This is a genomic window from Methylorubrum aminovorans, from assembly GCF_022179725.1.
GTDB classification, from domain to species: Bacteria; Pseudomonadota; Alphaproteobacteria; order Rhizobiales; family Beijerinckiaceae; genus Methylobacterium; species Methylobacterium aminovorans.
The window spans coordinates 36,876-52,478 of sequence record NZ_BPRC01000015.1 but is presented as its reverse complement, the minus strand read 5'-3'; the positions used below and the strand labels follow the sequence as shown (position 1 = coordinate 52,478).

Here is a 15,603-nt window from a genome sequence, read left to right as displayed (position 1 = left end):
CGCGAGCGTCAGCGAAGCGATGACGGAAGCCATTCAAGCCGCCTCGAACAGCGGCACCTGCTGCATCTCCGGCACCAGCACCAACCCCTTGTCGGTGATGCGGATCTGCGGGATCACCGAGAGCGGGATCAGGTTGAAGCCCATATAGGGGATGCTGCAGCCGGCCTTCTCCCAGGCCCGCTTCAGAGCCCGCATGTCGTCCGCGACCATGCCGATGCGCTGGTCGGAGAGAAGACCCGCCACCGGCAGCGGCACCATCGCGACGACCCGTCCGTCCTCGACGACGCAGACCCCGCCCTGTCGCGCGGCGATGGCGTCGAGGGCCACCCGCATGTCGGCCTCGTTCAGCCCCGCGACGATGAGGTTGTGCGAATCGTGCCCGACGCTGCTCGCCACCGCGCCGCGCTTCAGGCCGAAGGCGGAGAGCAGCCCGTGGGCGACCCCACCGGAGCGGCCGTGCCGCTCGATCACCGCGACGTGGCAGAGATCGTGCGCGGCAAGCGTCTCCGGCCAGTCGGCGCCGGGGACGAGCGCGACGCGCTCGTGGGTCAACTCGATGCCCGGCAGCGTGGTGCGGATCGCGTTGACCGTGCAGGGCCCGGCGGGCAGCGGCGGAAGCAGTGCGGGCAGGGGGTCGGGCAGGTGCACGGTGGCGTAGGCCGGTGCCGGATAGCGGTAGGGCCGGGCGAGCGCCTCTTCGAGTCGCGGCGTCGGCTTGCGGTCCGCCACCACGAGTTCGCCGCCGTACCACGTCGCCTGGGGCACGAGATCGTCGTTCAGAAGCACGAGGTCGGCCCGCAGCCCGCCGCCGAGGCCGCCGACCTCGCTGTCGAGGCCGTAGCGGGTGGCGCCGTGCAGCGAGCCCATCGCCCAGGCGGCGGGCTTCGGAATGCCGCGGGCCACCGCCTCGCGCACCACCCAATCGAGACCGAAGGCGAGAAGGTCGTCGGCGTCGCGGTCGTCGGTGCAGGCGCAGACCCGTTTCCAGGCGGCGCCGTACTCGGTCACCGTCCCGATCGCCTTCGGCAGGGAGTGCCACGGGGTCGTCGGCGGGCCGCCGCGCAGGAAAATCCAGAGACCGGCCTCCAAGAGATCGTCGGCAATGTCGGCGTCCACGGCCTCGTGGGTGTCGGTGACGCCGCTCGCGGCATACGGCGCCACGAAGTCGCGGCCGTAGACGTGGCCCGAGACCGGGCGACCGCGTTCCAGGGCGGCGCGGAGGATGGCGTGCGCCCGCTCGTCGCCGCTCGCCACCGCGACGAAATCCATCTTCTCGCCCAGGCCGATCGCCTCGGGCCAGGCATCGAACAGTCCGGCGATCTTCTCCGCCGTCAGGTCGCCGCCCGCGGTCTCGAGATCCGGCGTGGTGGCGGGCACGGTGCTCGGCACGGTGAGGAAGATGTTGAGCGGCGCCGCCCGGGCGTCCTCCAGCATCCATTCGACGCCGTTCACGTCGAGGACGTTGCCGATCTCGTGGCTGTCGCAGACGATGGTGGTGGTGCCGTTGACGAGCGCGGCCTCGGCGTAGGCGCAAGCCGTCACCATGCTGCTCTCGATATGCAGGTGCGGATCGACCAGACCCGGCGCGATCAGGCCACCGCGCGCGTCGTAGCGCGGGGCGCCGCCGCGATGCCGGCCCGCCGGCTTCACCGCGGCGATGCGCCCGCCCGCGATCCAGATCTCGCGGTCGGGCAGGATGCGCTCGGAATAGGTCGAGAGCACCCGCGCCCCGGTGACGACGAGATCGGGCTCGGCGCGGGCCGAGGCGACTTCGGCCAGGCGCCGCGTCATCTGCGCCAGCGGGGCGACAGCAAATCGGTTGAGGGGTTTGGCGGTCATCGGAACCTGCACGGTGCGCGTTGGTCGGAAGCGACCCCGCCGGCATCGTGCCATGGAAGCGGACGGGGTGCAGCCGCCCGCGACGCGTCAGTCCGCGTCGTCTGCCGCAGCGTCGCCGGGCTGCCCGCGGAAGCCGGTGGCGAGCACGTAGAGTTCGCTCGAATCGGCCCGGCTCGCCGCCGGCTTGACGTGGCGGACAGTCGCGAAGTCGCGCTTCAAGTCGGCCAGCAGGCCTCCCTCGGTGCCGCCCTGGAACACCTTGGCCAGGAAGGCGCCGCCCGGCGCCAGAATCTCGGCGGCGAAGGCGGCGGCGGATTCGGCCAGCCCGATGGTGCGCAAGTGATCGGTCTTCTTGTGGCCGGTGGTGTTGGCGGCCATGTCGGACAGGACGAGATCGGCCTTGCCCCCCAGAAGCTCGGTCAGGCGCCCGGGGGCGCTGTCGTCGAGGAAGTCGAGGGTGATGAAGGTGGCGCCCGCCATCGGCTCGACGTCGAGCAGGTCGATGCCGACGATGCGCCCGCTCTCGCCGACGATCTTCGCCGCCACCTGCGACCAGCCGCCAGGTGCGGCGCCGAGATCGACGATGCGCTGCCCGGGCTTCACGAGCTTGAAGCGCTCGTCGATCTCGATGAGCTTGAAGGCCGCGCGGGAACGGTAGCCCTCGCGTTTGGCGCGGGCGACGTAGGGGTCGTTGAGCTGGCGTTCCAACCAGCGCTTCTGGGAGAGGGTGCGCCCGCGGCCGGTCTTCACCCGCTGCTTCAGGTCGCCGCGCAGGCCGCCCGTTCCGCCTCGCCGGTCGGTCATGATCTCGATTCCTTCACGGGCCCGTCCCTATCCCGGTCCGCCCGGTCCGTGAAGTGCGCGAGAGCTTTGATGCCGCCGCATTGTCTTACGCCGAACCGGCGCCCACGTCGGCGGAACATGGTCTAGCGGTAATGCCCGCGGCGCCAGACGCCGTCCTCGCGCATCATGTTCATCAGGAGGCCCTCGCGCAGGCCGCGGTCGGCGATGCGCAGGCGGTCCGAGGGGAAGACCCGGCGGATCGCCTCCAGGATGGCGCAGCCGGCCAGCACGAGGTCGGCGCGGTCGCGGCCGATGCAGGGATTGTCGGCGCGCTGTTCGAGGCGGGTGTCGAGCAGGTCCTCAATCGCGTCGCCGACCTCGCCGTCGCTCATCCAGAGCCCGTCGACCCGGCGCCGCTCGTAGCGGGCGAGGCGCAGGTGCATGGCGGCGAGCGTGGTGACGGTGCCCGAAGTGCCGAGCAGGTGGAAATAGGGCGCGGTGGCCGCCGCCGCGGCGCGGATCGCGAACGGGGAGATGAGGTCGCCGACCTCCTCGACCATGCCCTCGAAGGTGCGGCGCGTGACCTCGGTGCCACCGTGGCGCTCGGCCAGCGTCACCACGCCGACCGGCAGCGAATCCCAGGCGCGGATGCGCAAGGTCGGGTCGGTCGAAGGGTTGGCCGCGGCCCCATCGAGCCACGCGATCTCGGTCGAGCCGCCGCCGATATCGAAGATCACCACCGATTCCGCCCGCGGGTCGGCGAGCGCGGCGCAGCCGGTCACCGCGAGATAGGCTTCCGTCTGACGGTCCACGATCTCGAGGTCGAGCCCGACCTCGGCGCGGACGCGGTCCACGAACTCGGCGCCGTTGACGGCGAGCCGGCAGGCTTCGGTGGCGATCACCTTGGAGCGGGCCACCGCACGGGACTTCATCTTGCCGCGGCAGATGCGCAGGGCCTCCACCGTGCGCTCGATCGCCGCCTCGGTGAGGCGGTTCGAGTTGCCGAGGCCCTCGCCGAGGCGGACGATGCGGGAAAACGCGTCGATCACGCGGAAGCCGTTGGGAGTCGGCTCGGCGATCAGCAGGCGGCAATTGTTGGTGCCGAGATCGAGCGCGGCGTAGGCGTCGCGGCGGCCGTGGCGGCTGGTCTCGTAGCGCGAGGGGTAGCTCTCGATCGGGCGTCCGCCCGTGACCGTGCGGGATCCCTCCCGCGATGTCTGCGGGTCGGCGGTGGGGCGGGCCGACACGGCGGCGGCGCTCTCATCCCTCATCGACGCGACCGAACTTCCTGGCGATGCGGCCCGGCAAGGCGCCGGGCCATCGTGGCACCAAGGCTACAGGCGTTATCCGGGAACTGCAAAGGCTGGATGGGCGGCCTCACACGATTTGCCGCATGGATTGTCCCGCGTTGAAAGGGATCAGCCCGGCTCCCGCTGCGGCTTCGGCGCTCCACCGCCCGCTCCACCGACGGCGTAGCTGCGCCCCTTCCACACCGCCCGCCCGGCGCGGGCCGGGCGCAGCAGCACGTTCCACTGGATCGCCAGCGCCGTGGCGACCGTAAGCGGGTGGAGGAGGATCGTCACCGGGGGCTCGGCGACCCGCAGGGTGATCGCCGCGCGGGTGGCGAGCGAGACGAGGGAGGCGATGCCCGCGACCGTCGCCGCCGTGCCGGCGCCGAGCGCGAGGGCTACGGCGAGGACGAGCCAGGGCAGGATATGGCCACCGAACAGCAGCAGCGTCCAGACGGGGAGGGCGGCGGGCGTCGCCATGCCCTCATGCGCGTTCTTCGAGAAGCCGGCCCAGGACTGCGCGAAGTCGCGGTACATCCGGCAGGCGGCGAGTGCGTGGCCGGCGACGAGATCGGTGCGAAAGCCGCGCTCGCGCAGGAGCCGCGGCAGGCGCACCCCGTCGTGCAGCGAGGTGCGGATCGCACCGTGCCCGCCGGTGACGACGTAGGCCTCGCGCGCGATCAGGATCATCTGACCGCAGGCGGCGCCGAGCGAGGTCCGGGGCGAGGCCCGCATCATGGCGATCGGCAGGTAGCCGATCATCAGGAAGTCGATCATCGGCACGGTGAGGCGCTCGCCGAGGGTCTCCATCACCTGCCGCGGCACGCCGCTGACGAGATCGGCCCCGCTCCTGCCCGCGTGCGCGGCGAGCGCCGCCGCGCCGTCCGGCGCCAGCGTCACGTCGGCATCGAGAAACAGCAGGCGCTCGCCCCGCGCCGCCGCGGCGAGGCTGGCGCAGGCGTGGTTCTTGCCGGTCCAGCCCTCGGGCAGATTGGGCACCGAGATCAGCCGCAGGCGCGGATCGCTCGCGGCGACGCGCGCGACGATTCCCGCGGTGTCGTCGGTCGAGTGGTCGTCGCCGACCAGAACCTCGACCGGGACGCCGCGGCTCGCCAGCGCGGCCCGCACCGTGCCCTCGATCACCGCCGCCTCGTTCCGGGCCGGAATCAGGATCGAGACGAGTGCGTCGGTCGGCGTCGGCTCAGGCGTGCGAAGGATCGCGAGGTTGACTGCCGCCAGCACCGCCGGGAGCAGGGCCAGCGCCAGGGCGACGAAGGCGAGGATGAGAAGCGCCAGCGTCATCGGGTCCGCGTCTCCGCACCATCGTCGTTCCGGTGTCCCGGCTCGAAGCGTCGGCCGGCCAGCGCGGCCGCGAGCCGCCGCCAGCCGTCATAAACGCCGCCGACCCCGCGCCGGCCCGCCAACAGCGTCTCGAATCGGTCGGGGTCGCGGATCATCACATCGTCCGAGAGCCGGTCGAGGGTCGCGGTCAACGCCGCCTCCAGCCGGGCGAGGCGCTCCGGGCGGGGCAGGGCCAGCAGCGCGGCGGCCGACAGTGGGGGGCCGAAGGCGAGAAAGGCTTCCGCGCCGCGCTCGTCCCAGAAGGCGTATTCCACGGCGAGCGGCAGGAATGTCGCTTCCGGCGCGATCTCGGCAAGCCGGGCGACGCCGGGCTTCAGCCCGAGAGGCCGGACGCGCACGTCGGCGAAGCGGCCCTGCGCGGTGATCCAGATCGCACGGTTCGGCGCGCCGAGGATCCCGCGGGAGGCCGAGAGGAACTGCGCGCCGCCCCGGGCGCTGTCGAGATCGACCGCGAAGGCACCCATCTTGCGGAAGATGCCGTATTTCTCCAGCATCGCGGCGTCGATCGGCGCGAAGCTCTCGCGCCCGGGAAACAGGCGGTCGGCGGCGACGATCAGGATCGCCGCGTCCCACCACGCCGGGTGGTTGGCGTAGATCACCAGTGGCCCCGCGCCCGTCACCTCGGCCGGAACGCCCCAGCGGGCGAGCCGCAGGGCGTTCAGGTGGCGCCGCACGAAGCGGTCGAAATAGGCCGCCATGAACCGCCAGAACCGTGGTGAGCGCTCGGGCGGCTTGATCGACCGCGGCATGACGGGGACGCTCAGGCGCTCTTGCGCAGATCCGGCTCGGCGCGACTGCGAAAATCCTGATCGAGGGCATCGGCGGCGATCCAGCCGGACATCATCACCATCGGCATGCCGGGTCCCGGATGGGCGGCGCCGCCGGCGAGATAGAGGCCGCGCACCTCCCGCGAGCGGTTGCCGGGCTTGAACGCACCCATCATCCGCCCGTGCGAGGCCAGCCCGTAGATCGCGCCGTTCAGAACCTTGTAGCGGTCGTGGATGTCCTGCGGCGTGAGGTGGCGCTCGACGACGATGCGCTCCTCGATGTCCGGCATGCCCCCGGTGCGCTTCAGCTTCTCCAGGATCGTCCGGCGATAGGCCGGGAACATCTTCGACCAGTCGTGGTGAGGGCGCAGATACGGCGTGTGGACAAGGACGTAGAGCGCCTCGCCGCCTTCCGGCGCCACGCTCGGATCGGTGGAGGAGGGGGCGGCAAGGTAGGCGGTCGGATCGGGGGCCGGCTCGCCCTTGCGGTAGATGAAGTCGAACTCTTCCTCCGGATCGCGGGAGAAGACGAAGTCGTGGTGGGCGAGGTGCTCGTAGCGCTTGTTCAGGCCGAGATAGAGCACCACGCCGGAGCAGGCCGGCTCGAAGCTCTTCTTCTCGTAGGCCTTGCCGACCTCGCCGCCGACGAGTTCGCGGTAGGTGCGCACCGAATCCATGTTGGAGATCACCGCGTCATAGGCGCTGATCCCGTCGCGGGTGCGCAGTCCGCGCAAGCTTCCATCCGCGATATCGAGGCCGAGCACCTCGTCGGCGGGCTTCATCGTGGCGCCGAGTTCGGTGGCGAGCCGCATCAGCCCCTCGGCCACCGCGCGGGTGCCGCCCATCGGGTACCACACGCCTTCCGCCGTCTGCATATGGGCGATGGCGCAGAGCACGGCGGGCGCGCCATAGGGCGAGGAGCCGACATATTGCACGAAGTGGTCGAGCATCTGCGCGAGGCGGGCATCCTTGACCTTGCCGCGGATGGTGCTCGCGACGGTGGCGTGCATGCGCAGGCTGAGCACGTCGCGCAGGGTGCCGGGGTTCATATTGGCGCGGATGTCGATCGTGTCGAACAGGTCCTGCACCGCCTTCCAGAAGAAGAAGCGCTCCGAGACGCCGTGCAGGTGCTCGGAGACGGCGATGAACTTCCTGTAGCCGTCGCCCACCCCTTGGCCCGGCGCGAACCGGTCCATGGAGGCGGCCATGGCGTCGACATCCTCGATCAGGTCGATGCGGGAATTGTCATCGAAGAAGCAGCGCCATTGCGGGTCGAGACGGCGCAGATCCATGTAATCGTGGACTGACTTTCCGGCCTCGGCGAAGATGCGCTCCAGCACGCGGGGCACGGTGAGGATGGTCGGCCCCATATCGAAGCGGAAGCCGCCCTCGTGCAGCACCGCGGCCTTGCCGCCCATCCAGTCGTTCTTGTCGTAGACCGTGACGCGATGCCCGCGGGCCGCCGCCACGCAGGCGGAAGCCAGACCGCCGAGCCCGCTGCCGACAACGGCGACCGAAGAACCCTGGCTCATTGAAAACGCGTCTCCCGCGATGCCCGAAGGAAGGTCATCAAAGCAAAGCTAGACGCGGATGGGGGCGGGTCAACGTGCCACCCGGTCGCGCTCCGGCCATTCGAGGCCGCGGGCTGTGGACAGCGCCTTTAAAAAGTTGCCGATTTCCCGGCGCCGCTGCCCGGATTCGAGCACATCGGTGCCGATCCCGAGGCGCCACGCGCGCCGGCGGCGAGCGGGCCCGTCGTCGTCGGCCAGGTCCGCAACCTCCTGCGCATAGGCCTCGACCGCTGCATGGTCGGCGGCGAGGCCGGCGGCGACGACGTTTTCGGCGCTCAGCCGCAGCATCGCGGCAAGTTCGTCGAGATCGGTCTCCGGATGGTATTGCGTGCCCCAGAACAGGCCGCCTCCGTAGCGGATCTCGATTGCCTGCACGTCGAGGACGGCGTTGGCGGCGAGCACCCGCGCGCCGGGCGGGGCGCCGATGACGGCATCGAGATGGATCGCGGGCGCGTCCCAGGCGGGGCCACGGCCGGCGAGCAAGGGGTGTGCGGCAGCCTCTTCGGGCCGCGCGATGCGTCGGGCGAAGCCGTATTCCGGCCCGCGCGGATTGGCGCCGACATCCCCACCCGCCACCGCCGCAGCGACCTGCATGCCCCAGCACGAGCCGAAGACTGGCAGGCCGGCCTCCAGCGCCGCGCGCATCAGGTCGAGCTGACGCCGCACCGCCGGCCCGTCCTCGGCGAGCCGCAGGGTCGAGCCGGTGAGCACCATCCCGTCGAACCCCTCGAAATCGGCCCCGCACACGGTCTCGGCATCAGCCGGGTTCAGCAGCGTGCAGGCCGCCTCGGGCGCGAGATCGGCCACCACGGCGGCAAAGGCCTGCGAGGTCGTCTGGCCGACCGCCTCCGCGCGCTTGGCGCGACCGTCGCGGTCGTTGCCGTCGGCGATCAGCAGGCGCAGCATCGGTTTCGTCATGGAAATCGGGCGGTTCCGAAAGAGACAGGTCGGGGGCCGTGCGTCTGCCTGATCCAAGCCCTTAGGTCGCGGCCGCAGGTCGCCGCGGGGCGATCCGCCTCAGATGCGCCTGCGCCCTACCACTGCGAGCGCCACCGCCAGCCCCGCCATCGCCAACGCCGCCAGCACACCCCAGGCCGGCAAGGCGGCGGAGACGCCGTCGCCGAGGGCCGCCTGATAGGCTTCGATCGCCCAGGCGTTGGGGGTGAGCCAGCCGGCCTGCTGCAGCCAGGGCGGCATGAGGAAGCGGGGCACCATGCTGCCGCCCACCGCCGAGAGCAGCAGCACGCCGAAGGTCGCGGCCAGATGTGCCTGCTGGCGGGTCGCCGAGAGGGCGCAGGCGGCCAGCGCGAGGCCGGCGGCCATGGCGGAGACGAGAATCGAGGTGACGATCCAGCCGAACCAGTGGCCGGAGACATCGACGCCGTGCAGCAAAGCGGCGGCGGCGAAGATCAAGCCGGCCTGGACCATGCCCTGACCGAGCAGGAACAGGAATTTGCCCAGCACGATCACCGGCAGGCCGCCGGGGCCGGCGGCGAGGCGGTCGGCCAGCCCGCCCTCGCGCTCGTCCACCAGGGAGAGCGCGCCCTGCATCGCCGCAAACAGCAGGAACACGGCGGCGATGGCCCCCGCGTAGTAGCTCACCCGCTCGTTGCCGCGCCCGCTCGCGGTGGTGCGGGTCTCGACGAGACGGGTGAAGGAGAACGGCTCCTTCTTCGCCCGTTGCTCGGCAAACGCCTCATCGAGGAAGGCGCGCTCGTCCGGGCCGATCTTGCCGGAGCGCTCCACGTCCGCGACGATGCGCGAGAGCACGACGTCGGGCAGGGCGTCGTTGAGGGCGCGCTGGAGCTGGCCGAGTGCGATCGGCGTGGCGAGCGCGCGAGACGGGCTCTCGATCAGCAGAACCGGCTGGCTCGGCGCCGCTTTTGCCTGCTCCGCGCCTGCCGGTGCCGCGAGGTCGCCGCGCAGCACAAGGGCGACATCGACCTCGCCGCGGCGCACGGCGCGGAGGGCACCGGCCTCATCCGCCACGTTCAGGCGCTCGATGCGTAAGGAAGGCTCGGCTTCCAGCGCGGCGACGAGGCGCTGCGTGGTAGCGGTGCCCGCGAGGTCGGCGAGCCCGAGATGGATGCGGATGCGGTCGCCGATCGCGCCGGAGAAGATCGCCGCGAAGATCGCGAAGATGACGGTCGGCAGCACGAAGGCCATGGTCAGCGCCGCGCGGTCGCGCAGCAGCGAGAGCCACATCACCCGGAAGGCCGCCGCGATCACGCTGCCGTCTCCAGGCTCGGCCCCTCGGCGAGGGCATCCCGATACAGGGTTTCGAGGCCGGGGCGGCGGACGCGGATCTCGGCGGCCGGCACGCCGTTCGCGCGGAGCGCCACGAGGAGGGCAGCGCCGTCGAGCCCGCCCGCCGCGCCGTGATCGGCCCGCCAGAACCGCGCATCACCGCGCAGCGGCGCGAAGCCGGAGCGACGCAGGGCCGCCTCGGCCGCCGCATCGGGGGCCCCCTCCAGCACCGCTTCATGCTCGGGCGGAGCAGCTTCGAGCGGGCGCATCAGCGCGGCGAGCGGGCCCGTGAGCCGGATCCGCCCATCGGCGAGGATGGCGACGCGGTCGGCAAGGCGCTCGGCCTCGGAAAAATCGTGGGTGCTGACGACGAGGCCAGCGCCAGCCGCACGCAGACCGGCCAGCACCGCGTGGATCGCCGCACGCGCTTCGAGATCGACGCCCTGCGTCGGCTCGTCGAGCAGGATCAGGTCGGGGGAGGCCAGCAGGCTCGCGGCGATGTTGACCCGGCGCTGATAACCGCCCGAGAGCGTGGCGACGACGCGCCCGGCCACCTCGAGGAGGGCACAGCGCCCGATCGCCGCCGCGACCGCCCCGCACCGCTCGTCCCGCTTCAGGCCGGCGAGCCGGGCGAACACGTCGAGGTTCTCCGCGACGGTGAGGCGGGGATAGAGCGCGATCTCCTGCGGCACGAAGCCGATCTTTCGTCGCGTCGCCCGATCCGCATGAGGATCGCCGCCCAGCACGCGCACGGAGCCGGCATCGGGCCGAAGCCGTCCGGCGAGCAGGCGGATCAGGCTGGTCTTGCCGGCCCCGTTCGGGCCGAGCAGCGCCAGCGTCGTCCCGCGGACAAGGGTGAGGTCGAGCCGGTGGAGGGCCGCACGGCCGCGATAGGCGAAGGCAGCCCCCTCGACGGCGGCGAGGGGCGTGTCCTCGGTGCGCATCACTCGTCCGTCAGCGCCGCGGCAGGGGGCGGGCGAGGCGGACCCGCACCGCGGCGCCGGGTTCGCGCAGGTCGAAACTCGCGCTGAAGAAGTCCGGCCGGGCCCGCCGCCCGACCGCGCCGGAGAAGCCGTAGGGCTCCAGCGGCAAGCCGAGGCCCGTCCGGTCGAGGCGGCCATTGCCGTTCTCGTCCTGGAAGGCGGCGACCGCCCAGACGCCCGGCGGCACGTCGGTGAAGACGAAGCGCTCGGCACCGCCGCGGGCCGGGACGCTGCGGCCGATCGGGCAGGCGGCCTCGCTCAAGCCGCCCTGGCACAGGGTGACGTAGAGTTCGCCCGGCCCCGGCTCCGCCCCCTCGACGTTGACCTCCAGGCTCGCCGCCCGCGCCGGGCCCGCCAGCGCGGCCAGCACAACAAGGCCCGGAACAAAGACCGCCCGCATCAGCTCGGGTCGCCCTGCGTGGCGAGCGGCGAGGTGGTCGGCAGGTCCGCCAGGATCGCGGGCGCCTTCTCCTTGGCGAGATCCTCGATCAGGAGCCGGGCGGAGATGCGCGCGCCCTCGTAGATGACGGGCAGGCCCGAGCCCGGATGGGTGCCGCCGCCGACGAGGTAGAGCCCCGGCCCGAAGCGGTTGTGGGGTCTGAACCACAGCATCTGCATGAGGTCGTGGGCGAGGTTGAAGGTCGCGCCTTCGTGGACGGCGAACTCCTCCTGCCAATCGCGGGGGTCGATCACGCGCTCGTAGCGGATCCGGCTCTCGATATCGGGCAGGCCCAAGAGCTTCAGGCGCTCCAGCACCAGCTTGCGGTAGCTCGGCCCCACGGCTTCCCAGTCGATCCCCGACTTGAGGTTGGGCACCGGCACCAGCACGTAGAGCGCGGTGTGGCCGGGCGGCGCCATGCCGCCATCGGTGAAGCCGGCATGCTGCACGTAGATCGAGGGCTGCATCGGCAGGGTGCCGCCGGTGATCTCGTTGATGTTGCGCTCGTACTCCTTTGACAGCAGGATCGTATGGTGCCCGAGGCTCTCGGGCATTTTGCCCTCGATCCCGAGGTAGAGCATGTAGGTCGAGCAGGAGAGACGGGCCTTGCCGATCTTGGCATCGCGCCAGCGCGGGCGCCGCTCCTCCGGCACGAGGTCGCGGATCACCTTGGCGAAGTCGCCGTTCACGACCACCGCGTCGGCCTTCAGCGTCTCGCCGTTCACGACCACGCCGTTGGCGCGCTTGCCCTCGAACAGCACCCGCTCGACCGACTGCCCGAGGCGGATGTCGACGCCCATGCGGCGGGCCAGCCCGGCCATCGCCTCCGAGACCGCGCCGCAGCCGCCGACCGGATGATAGACGCCGTGCTCGTATTCGAGGAACGAGAGGATCGTGAACAGGCTCGGGCAGCGGAAGGGGCTCATCCCGAGATATTTGGTCTGGAACGAGAAGGCGAGGCGCACCCGCGGGTCCGCGAAGTAGCGCCTGAGATCCTTGTCCACGCTGCGGCCGGGGTGGAGATGGGGGAGCGCGGCAAGCATGGCCGGGCTCGCCATCGACAGGAAGTTGTCGAAGGGCTGCTCCAGCACCGGCTTGAAGTAGTTCAGCTTGGTCCGGTTCTCTTCGAAGAACTTTTCGACGTTCTCCGCGTCGGCCGGGGCGAGGCGGGCGATCTCCTGCTTGAGCCGCGGCACGTCCCCGGTGGCGCGAATCTGCCCCGAGATGCCATTCTCGCCCTCGAAGACGAGGTTGTACTGCGGATCGAGGCGCTCCAGGCGGACATGGTCCTCCAAGCGCTCGCCGCAGGATTCGAAGATGTCGGCCAGGATCTGCGGATAGAGGAAGAAGGTCGGACCGATGTCGAAGCGGTAGCCGCCCGGCGCCTCGACGGTCTTTGTGCGTCCGCCGACGGCCTCATCCCGCTCGATCACGGTGACGTGCAGCCCGGCCTTGGCCAGGAGCAGCGCCGTGGCGAGCCCTCCCGGCCCCGCCCCGACGACGATGACGCGGCGGCCCGACAGGGTGCGCAACCCTTCACGCGACTGTAACAACGCCCCCAAGGCTCCTCGATCGGCACGAAAACGTGAGGCCCAATCTTGGCCGGAAGCGCTGAGGCGGCAAGGGGTGCGGATTGTCGCGCATCCCCGGCCTCAACAGCTTCCAACCGTTAACCCTGATCGGGACCACCCGGATCGAGCCCGCAACCTCCACCGCTCGGAAGGTTCGAGGCCATGCGCCGGACCGCAGAGCGACGGAGCTCAGGTCCGCCCGCGCCGCCGCAGGGGTACCACCGCGGCGGCACCGATCTGCGGCCCTGTCTCGGCATCGAGATCCGGCACGGCAATGATCGGCGCGCCGCGCAGGTCCCGGCGCATGACGATAGCGCCCCGCTCTTCGAGATAGCCGAGCATCCGCCGGGCGCGGCCCGCCGAACTCGTGCCGTAAGCCTCGGCCAGTGCCGCGTCGGACGGGCAGGGCGAGCCTTCGAGCGCCGTGCGGGCGATGAGCAGGAACAGCCCGGCGAGATCCTCGGGCAGAGACGCCGCGATCTCCTGCGCCCGCTCCCAGCCCGGCCCTTCGGCGGTGGCGCCCTGGACGCCGGCCCGCGCCACGGCGAGCCGCCGCTTGAACTCGGGCAGGCCCATCGCCTCGCCGCCGATCCGGCGGATGCGGCAGCGGACGGTGAAGTCCTGGTAGAGCGTGGCCGGCGTGCAGGCGGCGGCGTCCGAATCCGCCAGGACCGAGGCGAGGATTTCGGCCATCGCCGCCTCGCGCTCGGCCGGGTCCATCGGCTCCTCCTCCGGCAGGTCCTCGCGCACCGGCGGGCGGTAATTGGCGAGCTGGACCAGCACGTCGGGGCCCGGAGCACGCACCGGCTTCGGCCGGGGCGCGGGCAGGGGCCGTGCCTCCTCTTCCGGCGACGCGGTGAGGATCAGGGCGCGGGCCTCCTCGCCCATGGTCGGCAGCGGCAGCAGGGCAGGGGCGGCGTTGCGGCTCTCGGTCACCGTCGGGCCGATGGCGATGGGAAGCGGGCGCTTCGAGATCGCCGGTCCGAGGCCCACGAAATGCCCGCGGGCGAGATCGCGGAAGGTCTCGGCCTGGCGGCGGTCAAGGCCGAGCAGGTCGGCGGCCCGCGCCATGTCGATATCGAGGAAGGTGCGGCCCATCAGGAAGTTCGAGGCTTCCGCCGCGACGTTCTTGGCGAGCTTGGCCAGCCGCTGTGTGGCGATGATGCCGGCCAATCCGCGCTTTCGCCCGCGGCACATCAGGTTGGTCATGGCGCCCAGCGACAGGCGGCGGGCCTCGTCCGACACCTCGCCCGCGGCGGCGGGGGCGAAGAGCTGCGCCTCGTCCACCACCACCAGCATCGGGTACCAGAGCGAGCGGTCGGCATCGAACAGGCCACCGAGGAAGGCGGCGGCGGCGCGCATCTGGTCCTCGGCGTCGAGCCCTTCGAGCGAGAGCACGACGGAGACCCGGTGCTCGCGAACTCGGGCGGCGATGCGTAAGAGTTCGGCCTCGTTGCCGTCGGCCTCGACCACGACGTGGCCGTAGCGCTCGGCCAGCGTGACGAAATCGCCCTCCGGATCGATGATCGCCTGCTGCACGAGGCCCGCGCTCTGCTCCAGCAGGCGGCGCAGCAGGTGCGACTTGCCCGAACCGGAATTGCCCTGGACGAGGAGGCGCGTCGCCAGCAGCTCGGTGAGGTCCATCGTCCCGGGCCTGTCGCCGGCCCGCCCCAGATCGATCTCGTAGCCCATCCCGTACCTCGCTGGCGCCCGCAGCTTCTAACATGCGCGGGGCGGGCGGGGTCCGCGGCGGCGCGGGCCGTCCACAGGCGGGAGGCCGCACGCGTCTCTCGAGAACCAGCCTTTAGCCCGCGAGCCGCCGCCCTGCCAGATGATGCAGCGCGATCGCCCCCGCCGTCGCGACGTTGAGCGAGTCGAAGCCCACCGCCATGGCGATGCGCAGGCAACGGGCACGCGCCATCACCGCATCCGGCAGGCCCGGCCCCTCGGTGCCGAGCAGGAGCAGTGCGCGGGACGGCGGCTCCAGCGCATCGAGGGTCTCATCGCCGCCGGGGGTCAGTGCGAGCGGCGTCAGGGCATGGCGCTCGGCGAGGTCCAGCAGCGCCGATCCGCTCGCCGCGCGGGCGAAGGGCATGGTCAGCGCCGCGCCCGCCGAGACGCGAATCGCCTTGCGGTAGAGCGGATCGCAGGTCTCGGCGTCGAGCCAGACCGCGTCGGCGCCGAAAGCGGCGGCGTTGCGGAACAGGCCGCCGACATTGTCGTGGTTGGTCAGCCCGACCAGCCCGACGACGAGGGCCGGGGCGGGGGCCGGCGGGATCAGCGCCGCGGGCGCGGGCTCCGCGCCGCGAAGACCCACCGCCAGCACGCCGCGATGGATCGGGAAACCCGCCACCGCGCTCATCACGTCCCTGCCGGCGAGATAGACCGGCGGCCGACCTGCGCGCTGCGCGAACAGGTCGGACAGGCCGGCCCAGCGCTCGGGCGCCAGCAGCACCGATTCCGCCGCGAAGCGGGCGCTGAAGGAGAACAGCAGCCGCAGGGTCACCTCGCCCTCGACGATGAAGCGGCCCTGCCGCCCCACGAGGTCGCGCTCGCGCACGAACCGGTAGGCGGCGAGCCGGGGATCGTCCGGATCATCGATGGCGATCGGCTCGAACACGCGCGGGTCGACTTTCGCTCTCGCATCGTCCTGCCCCGAAAGCCGCAACGGCCTTTCGGGACGAGGCTTGAGTGACTCCCACAAAGCTCCCGCTGCGCCGCCATGCCCGGAGGTTGGACGACGGGTGAACGG

Annotated in this window: 13 protein-coding genes; all 13 read right to left on the bottom strand. The window is 71.6% G+C overall.

Going from position 1 to position 15,603, the window contains the following annotated elements; translation table 11 throughout:
- Positions 1-33 precede the first annotated feature (33 nt).
- Positions 34-1,839 carry an adenine deaminase gene (locus tag MFF24_RS18705; RefSeq protein ID WP_238226321.1) on the bottom strand — a complete coding sequence of 602 codons (1,806 nt, stop codon included), beginning with the start codon at positions 1,837-1,839 and terminating at the stop codon, positions 34-36.
- Positions 1,840-1,926: 87 nt separating this feature from the next.
- Positions 1,927-2,643: an RlmE family RNA methyltransferase gene (locus MFF24_RS18700; protein WP_108941217.1), complete on the bottom strand. Its 717-nt coding sequence runs from the start codon at positions 2,641-2,643 to the stop codon at positions 1,927-1,929.
- Between the two features lie 122 nt (positions 2,644-2,765).
- Positions 2,766-3,893 carry a Ppx/GppA phosphatase family protein gene (locus tag MFF24_RS18695; RefSeq protein WP_108941218.1) on the bottom strand — a complete coding sequence of 376 codons (1,128 nt, stop codon included), beginning with the start codon at positions 3,891-3,893 and terminating at the stop codon, positions 2,766-2,768.
- A gap of 147 nt (positions 3,894-4,040) precedes the next feature.
- The gene (locus MFF24_RS18690; protein WP_238226318.1) at positions 4,041-5,213 is read right to left on the bottom strand and encodes a glycosyltransferase family 2 protein; all 1,173 of its coding nucleotides are present in this window, start codon (positions 5,211-5,213) and stop codon (positions 4,041-4,043) included.
- Entirely contained in the window at positions 5,210-6,022 is an 813-nt protein-coding gene (locus tag MFF24_RS18685; protein WP_238226316.1) for a lysophospholipid acyltransferase family protein, read from the bottom strand. Before MFF24_RS18685 ends, MFF24_RS18690 begins: the two co-directional genes overlap by 4 nt.
- An 11-nt stretch (positions 6,023-6,033) precedes the next feature.
- The gene (locus MFF24_RS18680; RefSeq protein ID WP_166060095.1) at positions 6,034-7,572 is read right to left on the bottom strand and encodes a phytoene desaturase family protein; all 1,539 of its coding nucleotides are present in this window, start codon (positions 7,570-7,572) and stop codon (positions 6,034-6,036) included.
- Positions 7,573-7,641: 69 nt separating this feature from the next.
- Entirely contained in the window at positions 7,642-8,529 is an 888-nt protein-coding gene (locus tag MFF24_RS18675) for a type 1 glutamine amidotransferase (protein WP_166060096.1), read from the bottom strand.
- Between the two features lie 99 nt (positions 8,530-8,628).
- Entirely contained in the window at positions 8,629-9,840 is a 1,212-nt protein-coding gene (locus MFF24_RS18670) for an ABC transporter permease (RefSeq protein ID WP_166060097.1), read from the bottom strand.
- Positions 9,837-10,802: an ABC transporter ATP-binding protein gene (locus tag MFF24_RS18665; RefSeq protein ID WP_373322720.1), complete on the bottom strand. Its 966-nt coding sequence runs from the start codon at positions 10,800-10,802 to the stop codon at positions 9,837-9,839. The genes MFF24_RS18670 and MFF24_RS18665 overlap by 4 nt, the downstream gene beginning before the upstream one ends.
- A 10-nt stretch (positions 10,803-10,812) precedes the next feature.
- Positions 10,813-11,241 carry a DUF2141 domain-containing protein gene (locus tag MFF24_RS18660; RefSeq protein WP_238226314.1) on the bottom strand — a complete coding sequence of 143 codons (429 nt, stop codon included), beginning with the start codon at positions 11,239-11,241 and terminating at the stop codon, positions 10,813-10,815.
- Entirely contained in the window at positions 11,241-12,833 is a 1,593-nt protein-coding gene (gene crtI / locus MFF24_RS18655) for a phytoene desaturase family protein (protein WP_166060100.1), read from the bottom strand. Before crtI ends, MFF24_RS18660 begins: the two co-directional genes overlap by 1 nt.
- Positions 12,834-13,040: 207 nt before the next feature.
- Positions 13,041-14,543 carry a helicase HerA domain-containing protein gene (locus tag MFF24_RS18650; protein ID WP_108941227.1) on the bottom strand — a complete coding sequence of 501 codons (1,503 nt, stop codon included), beginning with the start codon at positions 14,541-14,543 and terminating at the stop codon, positions 13,041-13,043.
- Positions 14,544-14,655: 112 nt separating this feature from the next.
- Complete coding sequence (locus MFF24_RS18645) at positions 14,656-15,471, bottom strand: TrmH family RNA methyltransferase (RefSeq protein ID WP_238226312.1); 816 nt, start codon at positions 15,469-15,471, stop codon at positions 14,656-14,658.
- Positions 15,472-15,603 lie beyond the last annotated feature (132 nt).